Here is a 16,253-nt window from a genome sequence, read left to right as displayed (position 1 = left end):
TTCCATTGTTCGTATGGATCCAGATTCGCGCGCGCCACGTCGCCATTCAGAACACGCAAGATAGCATCCCGGCTCCACCGACGCGTGCCTGTAATGGCGGGGGGCACGATGCCCTTTCGCACCCAAACGTCAAAGCCAGCAGGCGTCAAGGCGCACATAGCAGCCGCTTGTGGGCGCGTTAGGATCGGGGGGTAGTTATCATTATCCGCCTTCACACCCCGCCTCCCTCTTTGCGGCCCTCTGTGAGAGCGGAACGGCGAATGACGTTATGCCGTTTGACGCACCAGTCGTAGAAGGCGACCATGGGCCACACTACGACTGCACACAGGACTGACACGACTTTCGCGAGGTAGTCGAACGTCATATCGATAACGTAAAATGGCACCGCCAAGAGCATAACTGCTTTGCCTGACACCCTGTAAGCGGCGCATTTCGCTTCCGTCAGCTTATCGGCCATCCTGCGCCTCCTTGAGCAATGCGATGAGCAGGGCGATGGCGGGCGTTGCTCCGACCCCTTCATATTCCGCGTCAGGTTCAGATGGTCGCCTTGGTGAATTGTTCACGAAAGCTGTGAAAGGCCCCTTGGCAACTGTCTCCCCCGCGCGCGTGGACGTTAAGGGTTTCGCGGCCATAATGGTCCAAGCCCACCCCGGCAGCACCCGCTCTACCAGCGCAATGGCGGCGTCTAGCGAGGCGGTGACCGGTGTTCCGTACAGGCGCATGTAGTTCACTGACCGCCACTCACGTTCCGGCCAGCCGCCTACGGCTTCCCAAATTGCCTCATCCAAGATTTCGCTCGGCCCGTCGAGCTTTTCGAGCTTGGCGATAAGGTCACGCCCTATCACGTCTCTGGCGGTGTCAGCCATCTATCTGCCCTCCTGCGCGGCGGGGAGGGCGGGACGGAGATCAGACGGCACAAAGCCGTCCGTTTGGCCGTAGCCTCTGGTGATGTCTTCTGCTGCTGCGATGCTGATGTTCCAGCCGCGCGACGGGACCGCCCGGTGATCCCATGTAATGCCTGCCACATAGTAGATCGCGCTCGGGTCTTCTTCGGCGTATGGGTTGGCCAGATGTACGGCCTGTCCGATGCGAAACTCGCATTCATGCGCCGGTACAGGTCCATTCACCATGCCTTCCGGCACCCGCCACCCACCAGAACCGGAGCCTGCCAGGGTGGCGCGGGCGGCACTGTGCCAGTTCACATAGACCTGCGGAACATCGTGCTGCGCCTGTTTCACAAGTGAACGTATCCGCGCCAGTTCGGCCTTTGCGTCGGTAAGCGCCGCCTCAAGGTGGGCGTACTCGCGCTCAAGGGCTTCGTGCAGATCGGCGCGTATGTATTCGGTTTCATAATCAACGGCTGTTCCGCCGATCTTAGAGGGATGCCATGTCTTCACACGAGCAACATTAGCCGCCCAAATCTTCTCCGGTTCCTCACCCATGACGGCCACCCTCCTGTGCCTTGAGGGCGGCGAGCCTGTCGAGCGTGTCCCTGATGTCGCCTTTCAGTGTCGGCGTTCCTTCCGGCGGCCTGCCTCGATAGGCGGGATAGGAATAGTCGCCATTCGCGAAATCAAATAGACGAACCGTGGTTTCGTCAGCCGCCTCCACCACCCGCTCCTCGGCTGGCGCAGGGGTGGCGGCTTTCGCTTTATCCAGCACCAGACGCAAATCCCGAGACACCCACCCGATGGCGTGTAGACAGTGCTCCAAAGAATGGCCGTGGTAAGGGCTAGAGGTGCCCTCATCACGCGCCTTCTCGCCAGCGCGCACTGCATCAAGCAACGGGTGATCGAGCTTGTCGTTCAGTGGCGTCTGTCCTTCCGGGACCTTGAAACGCCCTGTCACCTCTCCGCCCTCTACCAGTGCCGAGCGGGCGAACTCACGCAGCTTGTTGGCATCTATGCGGTAATCTTTTCCGGTGCGGAGCGCCGCCCTATAACCAGCATTGATGACTTCGGCCAGCTGCTCCCAAGCCACCGGCGATGATGCTTGTGGGGCGGCGTAGAGGGGTTCCCACGTCCAGCGTTCACGGTTGAACGGAAGATCGTCTATCGGCTTAAACCGGAGGTCACGCCCGCCTGTGTTTTTACTGGTGCAAAGCCAAGCCACCGGCTCTGCGTTGACTGTGGCGAGGGCGGCGGTGAGGGCGGTGCGCATCCATTCCTGTATCTCTGGCGGGACAGGTCGTTTCTCGATGCCCGAAAAGATGATGCCATCTCGCTTGTTGATGGCCTTGTACGCTGCGTCGCAAGCCGCCTCGACCATCTTGTCATTCACCTGCATGGCAGCCTCCTTGGATTGCGGTGAGGGCGGAGCGGGCGGAACGAAAATCAGATGGTCCGAACCAATCGCATAGCCTGTCATTCTTGCAGGCCAAATCGGTCCAGCCCTCATCATCAACCCATCCGTCCGCCAGACTGGCAAACGGCTCCAGCGCCTCCACTGCCTTATCCAACAGCGGCTCTAGTGCGGAGAGGCGGGCTTCGGCGGCTCCCTTGAGCTGCAGTGCGTTTGTCAGCGCTTCGTCAATCACAGCAGCGCGAACGGCAAGATCGTCCCGTTCCGCCCTGAGCCGTTCGATCTCGGCTGCTTGCGCTGTGATGGTGTCGGCGGCTTCCGAGATCAGATCAACACTACGGGCGGCGTAATACGCGGCATGGTTCGGCCACTCCGCTTCGTGCTCCCGCAACCGCTCCAACAGCCCATTGTCGGCTGGGGCGAGGACGGTGAGCTGCTGCGAAAACCATGCAAAGTCTTGCGGCGCAGGGTTGACCTTGGCCGCGAGGCAGTCGCCGTCTGGGCAGTTGCACATGTTGCGATCCTGCATTGTCTGGCAGACAGCATTCGTTGCGGCATCCCAAAGGTCTGTCGCCGCCTCCAGCGCTTCCTGGTGGCTGCTAATGCCGGTCATTGGTAAGCTCTCCCATGTCGCCGCGGAAATCCACGTCGGGAACGATCGATTGCGGCTTAAACACAACGCGGTAGTGGTAGGCGCTGACGTTAGCACTCTCCAACTGCTCGACGAACGCGCTAGTGTTGTCAGACAGCACCAGCGTATGGCGCTTGTATTCACTGGGGCCGGTCTTGCAGATAACGTTGAACGCCGTACCTGCCGAGTTCAAATCCATCGAGCAGCGGCCCTCCACCGACAGCATATAGCTATCGGTGATGCCGTTGTAAAAAACAACACGACGCGTGATTTCGAAATTATCGGCCGCCCGCTTGATGTTCTCTGTGGCGACGGTTGCATCGCTGGAGCAGCCCGTGATCGCGGCTCCAATCAATAGCGCGGCCAGTGCGGCCTTCAACAGGCCGCCCATCACGCAGCCCTCTTATTACGAGCCGCGCTACGCACCTGCCGGTTATCATTAGCGAAGCGACGCCGCTTGCCGTACAGGTCGACGCCCATAATATCTGCAACCTCGTTAGCAACCGAGCGGACTGCCGCCGCCAGTTCCTTCTGCGGCCTATGCTGGTAGTTGCCGGACTCAAGGCTGCGCGCAATTGACATTATGGCTGCTGCGGACGTGCCTTGTGCGATAAATTCGCGAGCGGTAAGGATATTCATGTGGTGGTTCCTTGTGGTGTGGTGATGTTAGATAGACCAGCGCGCACCGTGCAGAGCGCGGTTGGCGTCAACATGCGACTGGCTGTTGGTATTGGCGGCTATGCGGGCGCGAATGACATCGTGGGCATTAGCGCCGCGCCGGACTTGATACGCCGGCGCTTGCAGCAACGCGGGCAGTTCACTTGCAAACTCAAGCGCAAACTCTTTCTGCGGCAGGTTGCTGTTGGCAGCAACTCGCCGCTCTAACTCCTCAGCCGTCTCCGCCAGACCCGCCTCAACCGCCGCCGCGTATTCCCTCGCGGCTCGCGCGTCAGGCTCATCGAGTAGCGGCAGCACGTCGTCAAGGCCGCCATTTAAGACCAGTGCCAGGATGTTCTTCTCCTGCAAGATGCTGTCCTTGGCGCGGTGCTTGAGAACGTAATCGTCGCCCTTGGCCTTAACCCATAGGCCGTTGTCGAAACGCACGACGAACCCCTCTGCGCCTTGAATTGCGCGTGCGTAGGCGAGGAAGTCGGCTGCATTGGTGTGGCTGGGGCTGCGGTGAGAGACGAGCGGAATGCCCATGTCGCGCGCCCACATGGCGGCAGACTTCCTGTCCTGATACGCACCGCTGTAGTTATGGCGGACCGCTAAAAGCGTAAGGTTGCTGTCGTCATATCGAACCACGATTCGATTCTCTGGCGCGGTCCACTCAAATATCGGCGTAATGTGGTTGTCGAGCATAGCGCGACACGCCATCTCGACGTGTTCAGTCAAGTGCCGCTCCGCCTTCTTGGCAACATCGGTCCTGCCCATCCGTGTCATAAAGACAACTTCGCCGCTCACAATGGCGGGATGGATCATAGAACCGTCCAGTTTCTCGGTGATGGTGTGCGGCTGGCCGAAGTCGATCTTGTCGGGCTGCGTATCTGGCGCCTGCCCGATATTCATGAACTTATGCAGCGGTCGTGCCAAAACGGAACCATCCGGTGCAAACTTAATTCCGCGGCACTCGACGCGCGCAGGATGGTCGAATGTGTCTTCGCCTGCGAACACATAGTCGATTACGGTGTAGTCGCCTTTATCCGCAACCACGAAGTCCTTGCGCCCCTCAACGTAGGGGAGGACGTCGTTGATATGGGAGATGTGGAAGTGTCCGGTCATGCTGCCACCCTCGCGCCCTGGTTGGTGCGCAAGTCCACTACATTGACGTTCGGCAGGCCATCGCCAGCCAGAATGTCGCGCAGTGCGGACTGGAAGCGTTCATGATGAAACTCGACGAGCGGCTTGCCTTTGACGGTGACGTCGGCCCGCCAACCGGCCGTTGCCTTCTTCTCGGACAGAGGTCTATCGATGACGATGTAGGAAGTGCGCGCACCGACTGGAGCAAGAGCCACGCAAGCTAGCCTGTCTCGACGGCGCAGATTGGTTGCATCGATGCAAACAGGCAGGCCGCTATCGAGGCGCGCCTTGGCTATGCGATGCAGCGCAGTGAACACGTCATCATTGCGCGTCTGGTCTTGCTGCGAGCCGGTGTATTCGGCACGTAATTCGTCGCTGGAAACGTATCCCGGTAAGCCTTTTGCGTAGTTGGTCTTACCGGCGCCGCTTGGCCCCACCATAAGGGTCAGAAGCGCAGCACCAGGGTCAACTGGCGGGATGACGCGCCCGGCATCTTCCCAATTCGCGACAACTTGAAAGCACGGTATGCCTTCCGACCGCCACATGTCGACGACGCGCTGCCGGTCGTCATAGACGAGATCGGGCCGCTCCTGCTCTTGATTGAGCCAATAGCGCTTAAGCTCCACGTCTGGCGTGTTGTCACCCTCGGCGCGCATGTGCTGCAGGAAGCAAGGGTCTATGCCGTTTTCGGAAAGCCATTGTTCCGTCTCTGCTTGCACAACGTCGCTTCGCGCCGACCAGACTCGAACCTTATGCCCTGCCGACAGATGCGCGTGAAACGTCTCAATGACATGCGGCACAGGCAGGTCGTTGACGCACTCGCGAAAGAATGAGTCCCAATCGCCACGAACGAAGTGCGTGCGGTGATTGATGTTAGCTATCGTGCCGTCCAGATCGAAGATAACGAACATCACCTTACCTCCGCCACAACAGACCCACACAACCATTCCGCCGTGCTGGTTTCGACAATCTGCCAAGCCAAGTCCGCAATAATCTCAACGGCTATGTCTTCCGGAACGCCTTCCTTAACGGCCAAGGCAAGCAACGCCTCGCTGCGGTCGTAATCCGGCCAATCGCAGGCGTATTCTTGCGCGGCGTAGTGCGCGGCTTGTTCTAGCGTGCCAAGGTCAGCGGCCCGCGCCAACATGGCGCCGCCAAGCAGTAGCGAGCCGGTGTAAATGGCGAGGGCGGTGTAGAAGCGGAGGGTGGTCATGACTGCACCCATTCGAACCACGCCGATACCAAGCGCTCTAGTCGCGCCTTGGCTTCGTCGATCGTTTCGTAGTGTTCGGGAGCCTGCTTGATGCCAGGCAACAAGCAGGTGCATCCGTACTTCTTAGGGTCGCCGCGCGGCACCAATCCGGAATAGAAGGCCGCCCCTACGATCACCCGTCCTACGCGATAGTTCTCGCCATTCTGATACTGGCCAGTTTGCTTTTCCCACTTCGCGTTCATGACCGGCCCTCCGCTTTGGCGATTGCTGCGCGGGCGGCGCGGGTTTCCGGGTCGGGAACACCCATTCTTTGCTCGTACAGATTCCGCATATCCGCGAAGGGCCTGAGCGCGGCCAACAAATCAGGTGCAGCGGCGATCAGGCGGGCGTCCGCGCTGTTGATGCCGCGCACGTCGTATCTGTAAACGCTGCCTTCCTTCCGAGCCGCATCGATGCCCACGATGGACTGATCGCCTACCTCGAACTGAAGAAGGTCTTTTGCATCGATCATGCCACCACGTTTTGGCTGGAAGCGAGGTTGCGCACCGTGCATGCCCCACCGCACAAAATCCATGACATAGCGGCGGCCGCTGTGAGTGGTGGCCAGATAAACGTGGTTGCTGCTGGCGTTGCCGAACCATGCCCAAGGCCCCGGCGTATGCGCCACATTGCGCCCCGCGCAAGCAGGCGCACTGCTGCCGGCAGCAGCATCCACCGCCCCACTCACAGCCCGCACTCCACGACGCGCGGATCAAAGTCCCACTCGTCGTCTTCCGCCCGTACAACGGGCCTTGCGCGCCGCAATTCCGCATTTACGGCAGCAAGCTCTTTCACAAGAGCGCGGCGGCGCAGTTCAAGAAAGCGGATGTTGGCGCGGGAATGCTGGCTGCGGTGGCGCGTGCTGCGTGCGGCTACAATTGTTGACATGGCGACTCTCCTCTGTGGTGGTGAGGAGAGTTATGCGATATTCACCTATGTATGTCAACCAGAATTATGCGATTATCAAATATAGGCCGATAAACGCGTTTGATCGGCATCTAGCTACCGGCCAAATCAATGAGCGAATTTAAACTTTCCGCCAGTAGTCTCTGGAAAGGCGAAGAATGAACGCGCGCGCCCAATCGAGCGGTACGTCTTCTATGTCGGGTGCGTTCGAGCTGGTGAGCGTGTACAGGCCCTCCTGCGTGCCGCGGCGGACTCTCTTTATAAGCATGCGTCCATCGCTAAGCTGCACAACGCAGGTTGAGCCGATCGCCTTTTCGGGGGCCAGCGGCTCGCCTCCATACGCGACCAGGTCGCCGTCTTCGAAGATAGGGAACATCGAGTCGCCCCGGACAATGGCGGCCACCGAGCCTTGCGGAACAGGGAAGTCGACCTCGATTTGCTGCAGGGGCTCGCCATCGTTGATCGGTCGAACCTCCGCGCCGGCGCCAATATAGCCAATGACGTCCAGCGTGAAGTTCTCGCCCGGCATTGGAACGCCAAGGTATTTTGCAATCTCCGCCGCTTCGCCTGCCGAAAGGTCACGTTTGCCGCGGATGATCTTGCTTATCTTATCCTGGGAAAGGCCAATTGCGTCGCCAAGGTCTGCCTGTGTGACCTCCTTGCGCGCCATATGCGTCTGCAACCATCTAGCGACTTGATTTCTATCCATATTTCTTTTTCGCATAAATTTTGCCCCCTAGTCATGCGCGAATATCGCATAATCAGGGTTGACTTTAACATGTGAAATTCGCATAAGTGCGTCGTTAATTCGGATTAACCCTAACGATTCTCTACTATTCGTTTGGCTTACCCGGCAACCGAAACGAAAAAAGCGGCGCCCGCTTGCAACAGGCACCGCTTTGATAACCACCAACCGAACCACCACAGAACGGAAGGTTGCGCACTCTTACGGCGCACCCTCCCGGTTGTCAATACCGAGGAGCATTATGAGAAAAGAAGAGAAGAAGGCCGCAGCTCGCTTGCTGCGGGCGCGCGGCTTTTCGCTCGCCGCCATAGCATCACGTTTGGGCGTCACCAGAACGTCAGTTCACTACTGGCTGCGAGGGCGTAGGGCTGCCGTACCGCGTTTGCCGGCGCCAGTCGCGAAGCCAAACACCGCAGTTCGCTACATGCCAGTTAACGGCGGTGCGTCAACGATCTGCTTCCACCAACCCGTTTCATTGCCGCGCGTCACTTTTATCGACGGCCCGCAGGCAGGAGCGCGTGCAGAGGGGGCGGCGGCATGACCCAGCAGACCCTGCAGAGCCCGCAAATAGAGCTAGGCGTAAAGGTCCGCGCGTCGTTCGAGGGCAAGGTTATCGCGCGCACCGTTTCATTGGACCGCCCGCCTTCCGTGCTTGTCGAGTGCAAGGCGGACGCGGACAGCAACCGTGTGCTGCGCAAGTGGATCCCGGAAGACGAGCTGGAGGTGGTGGAATGAGTGGCAATAGCAACACTGACGACGACTTCATTGGGATCGGCGACGTCGTTGAGCACCGAATGAACACCGACGTGTTCGGTGTGGTTATCGGGTTCGAGGGCTCGCTTCTGCATGTGCGGCTTAGCCCGAGCCTGGTCGTGGCGAAGTTCCACGAATTCGAGCTTCGGATGGTTGAAGACGACGAGTACGAGCCGGAGCCAAAAGAGGCGGAGCCCAGCAACGTGATCAAGGTGGACTTCACCAAGCGCGTGAAGCTGGACAAGAACACCAAGACAGGAGGAGCGGCGTGATGGGCAAGTTTAAGGTAGGCGATAGGGTGCGGCTAGTAAAGGATGGCCGCTCGACGACCGGCGCAATTGGCAAGATGGCGACCATTAGCGCGTGGTCGTCTGGCAAAATCATCGATAACGGGGAATACCTGCTCGATATCGACCCTCCTGTAGACTACAAGACACTTGCCTGCACGCCGAACTTTACGCGCGCAAAACCGGACTGCTTTGAACTCGTTACTGAGTCGAAATTCAAGGTTGGCGACCGCGTAAACTGGACTCGCGTGAGCGGTGAGTTCGACGGCTCGACAATCGAGGCCATTGATGTTGATACCGGTTTCGCCACCCTCCGCATCGAAGCCGGCAAGTTCTACAAGACGCGCGACGGGCTCAAGGTGGGGCCGATGGTAGATCGTGGTGGATACTATACGCCAAACGGCGGGAGGCACCATTACAACAGCGACGGTAAGCGCCGGTTTGGCGATGATGATGGCACTGTGGTCATCGCCGAATGGCCCGCAGACGACCCGGCCAGCAACGACAACGAGCCGCCGGTTGCCATGCAACAGCAACCCGCCAGGTTCAAGGTTGGTGATCGGGTACGGGGCACGGGGTATAGTCACGGCTATAAAGGTGCGGTCGTGGAAGGCGTAATCACGCAGACTGACCGCACTTCGCTTCCTTATCTTATTGATATGACAAACGGCGACACTACGTGGCTTCACGAAGACGGCGTTGTGCTTATCACATCCAACACCCCCGCCATCGTCTGCCTCCTCGACAACGGCCAGCCTAAGCCAGCCGTAAGGCCGTTTGTCCACGGGAGCCGTGCCGCGGCAGAGAAAGAGGCGGCCCGCCTGTCGCACAAGTACCCTGGCAAAGAGTTCGGCGTGTACGAGTTCGTGTCCAGCGCCAAGGAAGACGCGGTTTACGAGCATGAATGGCAGCGGCTGGCGGCGCAGGGCCAGTTCTTTAGCGCCATAACAAATCTGCGGCAACTGTCTGGGCTAGATTCAGAAGCGGCCCAACTTGCCGTGGGCGACTGGCTCAACCGCGCCGCCTAGTTGTTGTTGCGGGCAGCAAACAACCAAACCAAACAACCAACCACCACAACAGCCTACTGCGCAAGCAGTAGGGGATGGAGGAACTATGTTCGAACGCATCCGCAATATCTTCACGCGCGTCGTAGATCGCGAGCACGAAACCGACACAAAGCTCGGCATGCCGTTGAGTGGCTCTGCACACCGCAGGAGGCTTGACACGATGTCCCGCATGACGGGCGGCAATGGCTTTACCGTCCCCGCAAAAGAACCTGAAACGGACAAGCAGGGCCGCACTCGTGGCGAGCGTAAGCGTGCCTTGCGTGCTGCAACGATGGAGAAGGTTAGTGAGACGCGGGAGCCGAAGTTCATGCATTCGGCGGCGCGTCGTAGGCTTGCCGGTGAGCAGCCGCGTCAGATGACGGGCTTTCCGATGCAGGTGGCAGCATGAGCAACTGGGCGCGCACCGTGGACAACCTAGCCGCAGCGGCTTTTATCCTGTCGCTGCTGGCTGCAACTGCCGCCTGGCTCGTCATCCTACCGACCGTAGGGCTGCTCTACAGCGTGGGAGTGCTGCCGTGAGCGACAAGCCCAAAACCGAGATCATCATTCTGCACGAAACCGTGCTGCAGTCATACCTTATCGACACCAGCACATTCATACTGTTCCTCGCGCTTATCGGGATAGGCGTCTACCTCGACAGCACCGCAATGCAGTGGATCGGCGCCATCATCGGCTTTTTCACCATTGCGGGCCGCGCTAGCCGCAAGCGGCGCATGTCGTTCGACGAAGCCCGGAAGCGCATCGACGAATTGGAGGCCAGCGTATGAAGGCCGTTGTTGACGGCCTTACCGACCTGCTTGCAGGCGCCCCGTTGGACTATGCGCCGGATGACCGAGGAGACGAACCTTACATCGAGACACACGCACTGTGGCGGGGAGTTATTGCGGCAGCAATAACGTTCGCCATTGTCGCCGCAATCTGCTGGGCCGGCTACGGCTTGTGGTTTGCGGCGGGCGTTCTGGCGGCGGTGTGGCTATGAAGAGGATCATGGTTGACGCTGATGGTCACGAGATAGTGACGCTCCGCGACTGGTTCGCAGGGCAGGCCACAGAAGGGGACATCTCCATGTACCTAACGGGGTTCATCGGCGACCAGTGGGTACAGCGAAATCGCGAAGAAGCAAAATACGCTTACGCCGACGCCATGCTCGCCGCCCGCTTCAAGGACCCCTCATGACCTGCCCACCCAACCCTTGGTGGCCAGCCGCGATGGCACTGGCCGCAATGACCGCAGCCTATGCGCTGCATCTGCTGGCGACAACGCCGGTTAACTGAAGGAGGTAACAACACTTGGCAATCTCACTATCAAGCCTCACATCCAGCAAGAAGGTCTACCCGCCCAAGGTCGTAATTTACGGCGTGGACGGCGTAGGCAAGACCAGCCTTGCATCCGAATGGCCGGATCCATTGTACCTGGCGACTGAGGGCGAAGCGCCGCCGTCCGATATCGAGATGGCGACGCCCAGCGATGAGAACGGCAACCCAAAGCCAATCGAGACGTTCGATGAACTGCTTACCATCTTCGGAGAACTGCTTACCGAAGAACACGCATTCAAAACTGTCATTATCGACAGCCTGGACGGCCTGGAGAGCCTTGTGTGGCAGGCGACGTGCGCGCGCCTTGGCATCAACAGCATTGAAGAGGCTGGGTACGGCAAGGGCTATATCGAAGCCGACACTGAGTGGAAGGACTATCTCGGCGCAATCGGTGCGCTTGCTCGCTCCGGCGTTAGCGTGGTGCAGCTTGCGCATCCAGAGATCGTGCGTTTCGACTCCCCGACAACAGACCCGTACAGCCGCTACGGTATCAAGCTTCACAAGCGGGCCAACGCGCTTATTCGCGAGCAGGCCGACATCGTGGCGTTCATGAACTACCGAATTTCACTCAAGGAGAAGGATGTAGGATTCAACAAGAAGGTTTCGCATGCGGAGGGCGGCAACGAACGCATCATCCACCTTTCCGAAAAGGCTGGCTTCGTCGCAAAGAACCGCATGAGCGCGCCAGACAGCATCCCTTATAAGAAGGGGCAGGGGTACGCCTCATTGTCCAAGTTCTTTCCGACTGACAACGACAACGCAGCACAAGAGGAGGCGGCTTGATGGAGGGCAACAACGAACTACGCCTTAACGAAGCCACTATGCAGAAGATTGTGCAGGAATGGCTTGATCGTGAGTTCAAGCCACCGGCCCATGTAAAATCGGTTTCGTATCTGGGTGGCGGCGATAGCACCTTTGTGGTGCGCATTGGCGACAAGCCCAACCCGCCACCTTTCAACTAACCACCACACCACCACCACCACCACAAGGAGTTACATATGGCCAAGTTTGGCGTGAGTATAGCTGTTACCGAGGAGAGCACGGAACAGCGCGAATTCCCGGACCTTCCGTCTGGGGTGTTTAAGGTCGAGATTAGCGCGGCCGAAGTTCGACGGAAGAACGAAGGCGAGCAAGATGAAACCGCCGGGTTCAATGCCACGTTCGACGTGATCGAGCCAGAAGAACTGCATGGCAGAAAATTCTTCAATTATTACAATCTAACCCATCCGAACCCCGAGGCGCAGCGGATCGGACAAGAAGAGTTTAGCCGTCTGCGTCGCGCCCTTGGCTTCGGCGACGTTGACGCTGACATGGAGGAACAGGACGTCATCGATGAGATGCGCCTTGTTCCGCTGATAGTCACCTACGGCATGGGCAAGGATTCCAAGAAGAAAAATCCTGATGGTACGCCCAAGTATCCGGCGCAAATGGGCATTCGCCGCTACTGGTATCCCGACCTTAACGACGCCCCGCCGATCGGCGTAGCGGCCGCGGCTAATGATAATCGTCCTGCCGCGAAGGTCGTGGCTAAGCCGGCAACGCCAGCCGCTACTGGTGGCTCAAAGCCTTGGAAGAAGTAGGCCTGATGATGGAGGTACAATCAGACAAGTTCCTGAACACCATCCGGGGCAAGGCAATCGCCGGTCACGCCACGCCCGACGAACTCATGAAGGTGTTCGGCCACATCGATGCCCTTGAGGACTTCCTAGACGAGCAAGACGAAGACGATGTGTTCGGCACGGAAGGCTGGCGTCATCTTCTTGGTCTCGACTAACCACAAACAACGGCGGCTGGTTGCTGGCGCAACTGGCCGCCAGATAGAGGAGAATGGTATGGCTTACGAAGCCGAAAGAAAACAGATACTGGGCGCCACGCCGTTGCGATTTGATAACGCATTCGTTGCAGGCGGCGCAGTGACGAGCGTCTTTACGGGCGCAGACATCAACGACGTTGATGTGTATTTCAAGTCGCGGCGCGCGTTCGAGACTGGCGTCTATCAGGCGTACGAAGATGGCCTCTGGTGCGTTGCGGCCAGCAAGCGCGCGGTGACGTTCGCACAAAATGGCGACGTGGTGCAGTTGATGCACTTCGATTACTTCCCGACCGCCGAGTGCATCTTCAAGGCGTTCGACTTCACGATCTGCATGGGCGCGCTGGACCTGGACGCCGGGCCAAAGTCCAAGTGGGAGGGCATAAAGCTGGTAACGACCGGAGAAGAGCACCCCGAATCCGGCTTCGTGTTCCATCCCGATTTCATGAAGCACAACAGCCAGCGCTTCCTGAAGTTCAACCCCGGCACTCGCTATCCCTTGGCTAGCGCCACCCGCGTCCTGAAATACCAGCAGCGCGGCTATACCATCGGCAAGGGCGACATGATGAAAATCGCGCTCGCCGTGCGTGGCGTTCGCATCGAATCGTGGGACGATCTAAAGGACCAGATCGGCGGCGCATACGGCGATAAGGTTGTCTTTGAGAAAGAAGACACGCCGTTCTCGCTTGAGGCTGCAATCGAGGCGCTGACGGTTGAAGGCGCGGAAAGCGAGCTGTGGTCGCAGCCCGCGAACGACAACATGCCGGGCAATGCGGAGGCTTTGCTTCGGCATCTGGCGGACCTGAACGGCGTCGAGTTCGTGCCGCCCGAATTGGACGAGGATGGCTGGCCAAAGGCTGACGCCGCAGAACAACCGCTGGCCGCGTAGTTCCTTTCCGCGCCAGCCGGGCCGTAAGTGTTACCAGCGCCTACGGCCCACCACCACACCGCGAACCACCACCGAGGAGACACGAATGCGCATCTCTTTGCCGCGCCACGACCTGGCGCACCTTCTATCGCATGTAACAAAGGCCGTTCCGAGCCGGAACACGATCCCGGTTCTGGGAACCGTTCGCCTTATCGCGCGCGACGGTAAGCTGACCGTCACGGGCACGAACATGGACCTTGAGATATCCGGCAGCATCGAGGCGGACACGCCCGAGCCGCTAGAAGCTTGTGTCGACGCCAAGTTGCTTTCTGCGGCGGCAGGCAAAGCTCCCGGCGAGACGATCACCATCGAGGCGGACAGCGGCCACATTCTCGTCAAGGCAGGCCGCAGCCGGGTTAAGTTGGACGTGCTTCCAGTTGATGATTTCCCGACGATGGAGGCCGGAGAATTCGCCGCAGAGTTCGAAGTCGACGCCGCTGCGCTGTTTGCACCGGTAGCGTTCGCCATGTCGGACGAGCAGACTAGATATTACCTCTGCGGCGCGTACCTGGAGCCGACCGCTATTACCGCCACCAACGGTCATAAGCTTTCAAGTGTAGCGCACGAGCTGATCGAATTTGCGCCCGTCATCGTTCCGTCCGCTACGGTCGCCATTGCACCAAAAGGCAAGGCAACTGTTCGTGTGTCCGAGCGAAAGATCCAGTTTGTCGCGGAAGGCATCACCATCACCAGCAAGCTGATCGACGGAACTTACCCAGACTACGAGCGTGTGATTCCCAAGAACCTTGAGAACGTTGCCGTGTATGACAATGCGACCATGAAGGCCGCTGCCGAGCGCGTGGCTATCGTGTCGCAGGATAAGTCGCCCTCTGTTCGGCTGGACCTGACTAGTGAGGAAATCACGTTGACCGCTAGAGGCAACGGCGAGGCGGACGATGTTGTGTCGTGTGCCTACGACGGACCTGCGCAGGCCGTAGGCTTCAATGCGCGTTACCTCGCTGAAGTGTTGGGCGCGCTGCCTGCAGGCGACGTGCGCATGGCTGTGGGCGATTGTATGGGGCCTGTGGTGTTTACGAGCGACGCGGCCCCCGAGCAGCGCGTTGTCTGCATGCCGCAGAGGGTAAGCTGATGTTCTTTTTCGAAGATGAATTCGGCTTTGATGAGGAACTGCGCGGCAAGACCGCAGCCATTGAAGCCATCAACCAAATCCGACGCGGTGATTACACCGACGCGATTACCACGCTGGAACGCGAGTTCCTGCCGCAGTGGGAAGACGTGTCGGATTGCGAGGCGGCTTACAGGGAGGCGATGGGAAAATGAAACTCACCGGACGAACACGCTACCGGACAGACTGGCGCGGCAGGCTAATCCTGCAAGTAGAGTACAGCCGATACTACTGTCACGACTTAAACGGCAGCGGCTATTACGACGAAGGTCATACGACACACTGGCGCGATGCGAAAGCCGAAGACCTGATCAACAAAGAGCAAGCCTAATGCCCTTATTTCCCCGCCCCACTCCATCGACTGTCCGCGCCATTTACGCGGCTTACGAAGCGGCTAACGAGCACTACGACAGCCTCGGAATAAGCGTCGGGGAAATCGGCGAAGCTTGTGATAGGGCGCTTTGGTACACGCTGCATTGGGTATCTCAGCCCGAAGTTCTGGACGGTCGCAAACTGCGGCTGTTCCAGACGGGCAACATTGAGGAAGAGAGACTTGTTCAAGACCTGGAAAGGATAGGCGTTGAGGTTTACGGCCAGCAGGACCGCATTCGCCTAGTGTCGGGTTTTGTGCGCGGCAAATGCGATGGCAAGGCCATGGGTATTCCAGAGGCGCCAAAAACAGAGCACTTGCTAGAGTTCAAATCCACAAACGAAAAGGGCATGAACGAGCTTCAGAAGAAGCGGAGCGTGCGCGAGGTCAAGCCGCTGCATTTTGGGCAGTGCCAGATCGGGATGCACGCCTTCGGTCTGTCGCGTTGTCTCTACCTTGCATCTTGTAAGAACACAGACACGCTGTACGCGGAACTGCTGGAGTATGATGCGGAATATTGCCTCCGACAGATAGCCCGCGCTCAGAGGCTCGTGTGTGCCTCTGAGCCACCATCCCGTATTAGCGATAAGCCGGACTTCTTTGGCTGCATATTTTGCAAGCACAAGGCGGTCTGTCATGAAGGTGCGTTTGCTCGTGTCACGTGCCGTTCGTGCGTTCACTCAACAGCAGAGCTAGGCGGTGATTGTCATTGGTCCTGCGCGCGGTTTTCGAAGCCACTCAGTGTTGATGAACAAAAGGCGGCTTGCCCCGCTCATCTATACCAGCCGGCGCTCGTACCTGGATCTTTGGAAGACGTCGACGAGGCGGCGGAAACGATCACCTACACCTTGCGCAACGGCGAAACGTGGGTGGATGGGGCGGCGGAGAAGAAGGAGAAAACGGCGTGAAACACATCTCTAGAGGGGACGAAGTACTAGTTGCCGGCGCTTGGTATCCGGTC

The 16,253-nt window shown here is 58.8% G+C and carries 31 protein-coding genes; 17 read left to right on the top strand and 14 right to left on the bottom strand.

Annotation, left to right across the window (positions count from 1 at the left end):
• Positions 1 to 211 precede the first annotated feature (211 nt).
• The 14 genes from ACLKMW_RS06255 to ACLKMW_RS06190 all read right to left on the bottom strand — a co-directional run bounded on the left by ACLKMW_RS06255 (position 212) and on the right by ACLKMW_RS06190 (position 7,599).
• On the bottom strand, positions 212 to 457 hold the full coding sequence (locus ACLKMW_RS06255) for a hypothetical protein (RefSeq protein WP_415723529.1): 246 nt from the start codon (positions 455 to 457) through the stop codon (positions 212 to 214).
• Positions 447 to 866, bottom strand: coding sequence for a hypothetical protein (locus ACLKMW_RS06250; RefSeq protein WP_415723528.1), 420 nt, complete (start codon positions 864 to 866; stop codon positions 447 to 449). Before ACLKMW_RS06250 ends, ACLKMW_RS06255 begins: the two co-directional genes overlap by 11 nt.
• Positions 867 to 1,442, bottom strand: a complete 576-nt coding sequence (locus tag ACLKMW_RS06245; RefSeq protein WP_415723527.1) for a hypothetical protein — start codon at positions 1,440 to 1,442, stop codon at positions 867 to 869. It abuts the gene before it with no gap.
• A complete protein-coding gene (locus ACLKMW_RS06240; RefSeq protein WP_415723526.1) occupies positions 1,435 to 2,286 on the bottom strand; it encodes a hypothetical protein in 852 nt (283 codons plus the stop codon). Before ACLKMW_RS06240 ends, ACLKMW_RS06245 begins: the two co-directional genes overlap by 8 nt.
• The gene (locus ACLKMW_RS06235; RefSeq protein WP_415723525.1) at positions 2,273 to 2,914 is read right to left on the bottom strand and encodes a hypothetical protein; all 642 of its coding nucleotides are present in this window, start codon (positions 2,912 to 2,914) and stop codon (positions 2,273 to 2,275) included. The genes ACLKMW_RS06240 and ACLKMW_RS06235 overlap by 14 nt, the downstream gene beginning before the upstream one ends.
• Complete coding sequence (locus ACLKMW_RS06230) at positions 2,901 to 3,323, bottom strand: beta-sandwich lipoprotein (protein ID WP_415723524.1); 423 nt, start codon at positions 3,321 to 3,323, stop codon at positions 2,901 to 2,903. Before ACLKMW_RS06230 ends, ACLKMW_RS06235 begins: the two co-directional genes overlap by 14 nt.
• Positions 3,323 to 3,571 (bottom strand): hypothetical protein, encoded by a 249-nt coding sequence (locus tag ACLKMW_RS06225; protein ID WP_415723523.1) that lies wholly within the window; start codon positions 3,569 to 3,571, stop codon positions 3,323 to 3,325. Before ACLKMW_RS06225 ends, ACLKMW_RS06230 begins: the two co-directional genes overlap by 1 nt.
• 27 nt (positions 3,572 to 3,598) lie before the next feature.
• The gene (locus ACLKMW_RS06220; protein ID WP_415723522.1) at positions 3,599 to 4,714 is read right to left on the bottom strand and encodes an RNA ligase; all 1,116 of its coding nucleotides are present in this window, start codon (positions 4,712 to 4,714) and stop codon (positions 3,599 to 3,601) included.
• Positions 4,711 to 5,643, bottom strand: a complete 933-nt coding sequence (locus tag ACLKMW_RS06215; RefSeq protein WP_415723521.1) for a phosphatase domain-containing protein — start codon at positions 5,641 to 5,643, stop codon at positions 4,711 to 4,713. The genes ACLKMW_RS06220 and ACLKMW_RS06215 overlap by 4 nt, the downstream gene beginning before the upstream one ends.
• A complete protein-coding gene (locus ACLKMW_RS06210; protein ID WP_415723520.1) occupies positions 5,643 to 5,945 on the bottom strand; it encodes a hypothetical protein in 303 nt (100 codons plus the stop codon). The genes ACLKMW_RS06215 and ACLKMW_RS06210 overlap by 1 nt, the downstream gene beginning before the upstream one ends.
• On the bottom strand, positions 5,942 to 6,187 hold the full coding sequence (locus ACLKMW_RS06205; protein ID WP_415723519.1) for a hypothetical protein: 246 nt from the start codon (positions 6,185 to 6,187) through the stop codon (positions 5,942 to 5,944). Before ACLKMW_RS06205 ends, ACLKMW_RS06210 begins: the two co-directional genes overlap by 4 nt.
• Complete coding sequence (locus tag ACLKMW_RS06200) at positions 6,184 to 6,672, bottom strand: hypothetical protein (RefSeq protein WP_415723518.1); 489 nt, start codon at positions 6,670 to 6,672, stop codon at positions 6,184 to 6,186. Before ACLKMW_RS06200 ends, ACLKMW_RS06205 begins: the two co-directional genes overlap by 4 nt.
• The gene (locus ACLKMW_RS06195) at positions 6,669 to 6,872 is read right to left on the bottom strand and encodes a hypothetical protein (RefSeq protein WP_415723517.1); all 204 of its coding nucleotides are present in this window, start codon (positions 6,870 to 6,872) and stop codon (positions 6,669 to 6,671) included. Before ACLKMW_RS06195 ends, ACLKMW_RS06200 begins: the two co-directional genes overlap by 4 nt.
• Positions 6,873 to 7,011: 139 nt before the next feature.
• Positions 7,012 to 7,599, bottom strand: a complete 588-nt coding sequence (locus ACLKMW_RS06190) for a LexA family transcriptional regulator (RefSeq protein ID WP_415723618.1) — start codon at positions 7,597 to 7,599, stop codon at positions 7,012 to 7,014.
• 277 nt (positions 7,600 to 7,876) lie between these two features.
• Between ACLKMW_RS06190 and ACLKMW_RS06185 the strand changes: the two genes are divergently transcribed.
• The 17 genes from ACLKMW_RS06185 (at position 7,877) to ACLKMW_RS06105 (ending at position 16,200) form a co-directional block, all read left to right on the top strand.
• Positions 7,877 to 8,176 (top strand): helix-turn-helix domain-containing protein, encoded by a 300-nt coding sequence (locus tag ACLKMW_RS06185; protein ID WP_415723516.1) that lies wholly within the window; start codon positions 7,877 to 7,879, stop codon positions 8,174 to 8,176.
• Positions 8,173 to 8,370 carry a hypothetical protein gene (locus ACLKMW_RS06180; protein ID WP_415723514.1) on the top strand — a complete coding sequence of 66 codons (198 nt, stop codon included), beginning with the start codon at positions 8,173 to 8,175 and terminating at the stop codon, positions 8,368 to 8,370. Before ACLKMW_RS06185 ends, ACLKMW_RS06180 begins: the two co-directional genes overlap by 4 nt.
• Positions 8,367 to 8,660: a hypothetical protein gene (locus ACLKMW_RS06175; RefSeq protein ID WP_415723513.1), complete on the top strand. Its 294-nt coding sequence runs from the start codon at positions 8,367 to 8,369 to the stop codon at positions 8,658 to 8,660. Before ACLKMW_RS06180 ends, ACLKMW_RS06175 begins: the two co-directional genes overlap by 4 nt.
• Positions 8,660 to 9,703 (top strand): hypothetical protein, encoded by a 1,044-nt coding sequence (locus ACLKMW_RS06170; RefSeq protein WP_415723512.1) that lies wholly within the window; start codon positions 8,660 to 8,662, stop codon positions 9,701 to 9,703. The genes ACLKMW_RS06175 and ACLKMW_RS06170 overlap by 1 nt, the downstream gene beginning before the upstream one ends.
• Before the next feature lie 85 nt (positions 9,704 to 9,788).
• On the top strand, positions 9,789 to 10,130 hold the full coding sequence (locus ACLKMW_RS06165) for a hypothetical protein (protein WP_415723511.1): 342 nt from the start codon (positions 9,789 to 9,791) through the stop codon (positions 10,128 to 10,130).
• Positions 10,131 to 10,257: 127 nt separating this feature from the next.
• The gene (locus ACLKMW_RS06160) at positions 10,258 to 10,509 is read left to right on the top strand and encodes a hypothetical protein (protein ID WP_415723510.1); all 252 of its coding nucleotides are present in this window, start codon (positions 10,258 to 10,260) and stop codon (positions 10,507 to 10,509) included.
• Complete coding sequence (locus tag ACLKMW_RS06155) at positions 10,506 to 10,721, top strand: hypothetical protein (protein WP_415723509.1); 216 nt, start codon at positions 10,506 to 10,508, stop codon at positions 10,719 to 10,721. Before ACLKMW_RS06160 ends, ACLKMW_RS06155 begins: the two co-directional genes overlap by 4 nt.
• Before the next feature lie 8 nt (positions 10,722 to 10,729).
• Complete coding sequence (locus ACLKMW_RS06150) at positions 10,730 to 10,918, top strand: hypothetical protein (protein ID WP_415723507.1); 189 nt, start codon at positions 10,730 to 10,732, stop codon at positions 10,916 to 10,918.
• Between the two features lie 113 nt (positions 10,919 to 11,031).
• Entirely contained in the window at positions 11,032 to 11,841 is an 810-nt protein-coding gene (locus ACLKMW_RS06145) for an ATP-binding protein (protein ID WP_415723506.1), read from the top strand.
• The gene (locus ACLKMW_RS06140) at positions 11,841 to 12,020 is read left to right on the top strand and encodes a hypothetical protein (protein ID WP_415723505.1); all 180 of its coding nucleotides are present in this window, start codon (positions 11,841 to 11,843) and stop codon (positions 12,018 to 12,020) included. The genes ACLKMW_RS06145 and ACLKMW_RS06140 overlap by 1 nt, the downstream gene beginning before the upstream one ends.
• A gap of 36 nt (positions 12,021 to 12,056) precedes the next feature.
• The gene (locus ACLKMW_RS06135; RefSeq protein ID WP_415723504.1) at positions 12,057 to 12,638 is read left to right on the top strand and encodes a DUF669 domain-containing protein; all 582 of its coding nucleotides are present in this window, start codon (positions 12,057 to 12,059) and stop codon (positions 12,636 to 12,638) included.
• A gap of 5 nt (positions 12,639 to 12,643) precedes the next feature.
• Positions 12,644 to 12,832, top strand: a complete 189-nt coding sequence (locus ACLKMW_RS06130; RefSeq protein WP_415723503.1) for a hypothetical protein — start codon at positions 12,644 to 12,646, stop codon at positions 12,830 to 12,832.
• Between the two features lie 58 nt (positions 12,833 to 12,890).
• Complete coding sequence (locus tag ACLKMW_RS06125; protein ID WP_415723502.1) at positions 12,891 to 13,757, top strand: hypothetical protein; 867 nt, start codon at positions 12,891 to 12,893, stop codon at positions 13,755 to 13,757.
• 85 nt (positions 13,758 to 13,842) lie between these two features.
• On the top strand, positions 13,843 to 14,886 hold the full coding sequence (gene dnaN, locus ACLKMW_RS06120; protein ID WP_415723501.1) for a DNA polymerase III subunit beta: 1,044 nt from the start codon (positions 13,843 to 13,845) through the stop codon (positions 14,884 to 14,886).
• Positions 14,886 to 15,077: a hypothetical protein gene (locus tag ACLKMW_RS06115; protein ID WP_415723500.1), complete on the top strand. Its 192-nt coding sequence runs from the start codon at positions 14,886 to 14,888 to the stop codon at positions 15,075 to 15,077. The genes dnaN and ACLKMW_RS06115 overlap by 1 nt, the downstream gene beginning before the upstream one ends.
• Entirely contained in the window at positions 15,074 to 15,253 is a 180-nt protein-coding gene (locus ACLKMW_RS06110; protein ID WP_415723499.1) for a hypothetical protein, read from the top strand. Before ACLKMW_RS06115 ends, ACLKMW_RS06110 begins: the two co-directional genes overlap by 4 nt.
• Positions 15,253 to 16,200 (top strand): oxidoreductase, encoded by a 948-nt coding sequence (locus tag ACLKMW_RS06105; RefSeq protein WP_415723498.1) that lies wholly within the window; start codon positions 15,253 to 15,255, stop codon positions 16,198 to 16,200. The genes ACLKMW_RS06110 and ACLKMW_RS06105 overlap by 1 nt, the downstream gene beginning before the upstream one ends.
• Positions 16,201 to 16,253 lie beyond the last annotated feature (53 nt).

Source organism: Borborobacter xinjiangensis, from assembly GCF_047739745.1.
GTDB lineage: Bacteria > Pseudomonadota > Alphaproteobacteria > Rhizobiales > Rhizobiaceae > Pseudaminobacter.
This window is presented reverse-complemented; position numbering and strand designations above follow the sequence as displayed.

What these genes read in the sequence shown, in the direction of transcription:
- ACLKMW_RS06205 (WP_415723519.1), bottom strand. Translation starts at nt 6,187, where the DNA reads ATGAACGCGAAGTGGGAAAAGCAAACTGGCCAGTATCAGAATGGCGAG.
- ACLKMW_RS06115 (WP_415723500.1), top strand. Translation starts at nt 14,886, where the DNA reads ATGTTCTTTTTCGAAGATGAATTCGGCTTTGATGAGGAACTGCGCGGC.
- ACLKMW_RS06105 (WP_415723498.1), top strand. Translation starts at nt 15,253, where the DNA reads ATGCCCTTATTTCCCCGCCCCACTCCATCGACTGTCCGCGCCATTTAC.
- ACLKMW_RS06155 (WP_415723509.1), top strand. Translation starts at nt 10,506, where the DNA reads ATGAAGGCCGTTGTTGACGGCCTTACCGACCTGCTTGCAGGCGCCCCG.
- ACLKMW_RS06230 (WP_415723524.1), bottom strand. Translation starts at nt 3,323, where the DNA reads ATGGGCGGCCTGTTGAAGGCCGCACTGGCCGCGCTATTGATTGGAGCC.
- ACLKMW_RS06165 (WP_415723511.1), top strand. Translation starts at nt 9,789, where the DNA reads ATGTTCGAACGCATCCGCAATATCTTCACGCGCGTCGTAGATCGCGAG.
- ACLKMW_RS06125 (WP_415723502.1), top strand. Translation starts at nt 12,891, where the DNA reads ATGGCTTACGAAGCCGAAAGAAAACAGATACTGGGCGCCACGCCGTTG.
- ACLKMW_RS06170 (WP_415723512.1), top strand. Translation starts at nt 8,660, where the DNA reads ATGGGCAAGTTTAAGGTAGGCGATAGGGTGCGGCTAGTAAAGGATGGC.
- ACLKMW_RS06195 (WP_415723517.1), bottom strand. Translation starts at nt 6,872, where the DNA reads ATGTCAACAATTGTAGCCGCACGCAGCACGCGCCACCGCAGCCAGCAT.
- ACLKMW_RS06110 (WP_415723499.1), top strand. Translation starts at nt 15,074, where the DNA reads ATGAAACTCACCGGACGAACACGCTACCGGACAGACTGGCGCGGCAGG.
- dnaN (WP_415723501.1), top strand. Translation starts at nt 13,843, where the DNA reads ATGCGCATCTCTTTGCCGCGCCACGACCTGGCGCACCTTCTATCGCAT.
- ACLKMW_RS06185 (WP_415723516.1), top strand. Translation starts at nt 7,877, where the DNA reads ATGAGAAAAGAAGAGAAGAAGGCCGCAGCTCGCTTGCTGCGGGCGCGC.
- ACLKMW_RS06140 (WP_415723505.1), top strand. Translation starts at nt 11,841, where the DNA reads ATGGAGGGCAACAACGAACTACGCCTTAACGAAGCCACTATGCAGAAG.
- ACLKMW_RS06175 (WP_415723513.1), top strand. Translation starts at nt 8,367, where the DNA reads ATGAGTGGCAATAGCAACACTGACGACGACTTCATTGGGATCGGCGAC.
- ACLKMW_RS06210 (WP_415723520.1), bottom strand. Translation starts at nt 5,945, where the DNA reads ATGACCACCCTCCGCTTCTACACCGCCCTCGCCATTTACACCGGCTCG.
- ACLKMW_RS06130 (WP_415723503.1), top strand. Translation starts at nt 12,644, where the DNA reads ATGATGGAGGTACAATCAGACAAGTTCCTGAACACCATCCGGGGCAAG.
- ACLKMW_RS06135 (WP_415723504.1), top strand. Translation starts at nt 12,057, where the DNA reads ATGGCCAAGTTTGGCGTGAGTATAGCTGTTACCGAGGAGAGCACGGAA.
- ACLKMW_RS06235 (WP_415723525.1), bottom strand. Translation starts at nt 2,914, where the DNA reads ATGACCGGCATTAGCAGCCACCAGGAAGCGCTGGAGGCGGCGACAGAC.
- ACLKMW_RS06250 (WP_415723528.1), bottom strand. Translation starts at nt 866, where the DNA reads ATGGCTGACACCGCCAGAGACGTGATAGGGCGTGACCTTATCGCCAAG.
- ACLKMW_RS06180 (WP_415723514.1), top strand. Translation starts at nt 8,173, where the DNA reads ATGACCCAGCAGACCCTGCAGAGCCCGCAAATAGAGCTAGGCGTAAAG.
- ACLKMW_RS06245 (WP_415723527.1), bottom strand. Translation starts at nt 1,442, where the DNA reads ATGGGTGAGGAACCGGAGAAGATTTGGGCGGCTAATGTTGCTCGTGTG.
- ACLKMW_RS06150 (WP_415723507.1), top strand. Translation starts at nt 10,730, where the DNA reads ATGGTTGACGCTGATGGTCACGAGATAGTGACGCTCCGCGACTGGTTC.
- ACLKMW_RS06215 (WP_415723521.1), bottom strand. Translation starts at nt 5,643, where the DNA reads ATGTTCGTTATCTTCGATCTGGACGGCACGATAGCTAACATCAATCAC.
- ACLKMW_RS06255 (WP_415723529.1), bottom strand. Translation starts at nt 457, where the DNA reads ATGGCCGATAAGCTGACGGAAGCGAAATGCGCCGCTTACAGGGTGTCA.
- ACLKMW_RS06240 (WP_415723526.1), bottom strand. Translation starts at nt 2,286, where the DNA reads ATGCAGGTGAATGACAAGATGGTCGAGGCGGCTTGCGACGCAGCGTAC.
- ACLKMW_RS06190 (WP_415723618.1), bottom strand. Translation starts at nt 7,599, where the DNA reads ATGGATAGAAATCAAGTCGCTAGATGGTTGCAGACGCATATGGCGCGC.
- ACLKMW_RS06220 (WP_415723522.1), bottom strand. Translation starts at nt 4,714, where the DNA reads ATGACCGGACACTTCCACATCTCCCATATCAACGACGTCCTCCCCTAC.
- ACLKMW_RS06225 (WP_415723523.1), bottom strand. Translation starts at nt 3,571, where the DNA reads ATGAATATCCTTACCGCTCGCGAATTTATCGCACAAGGCACGTCCGCA.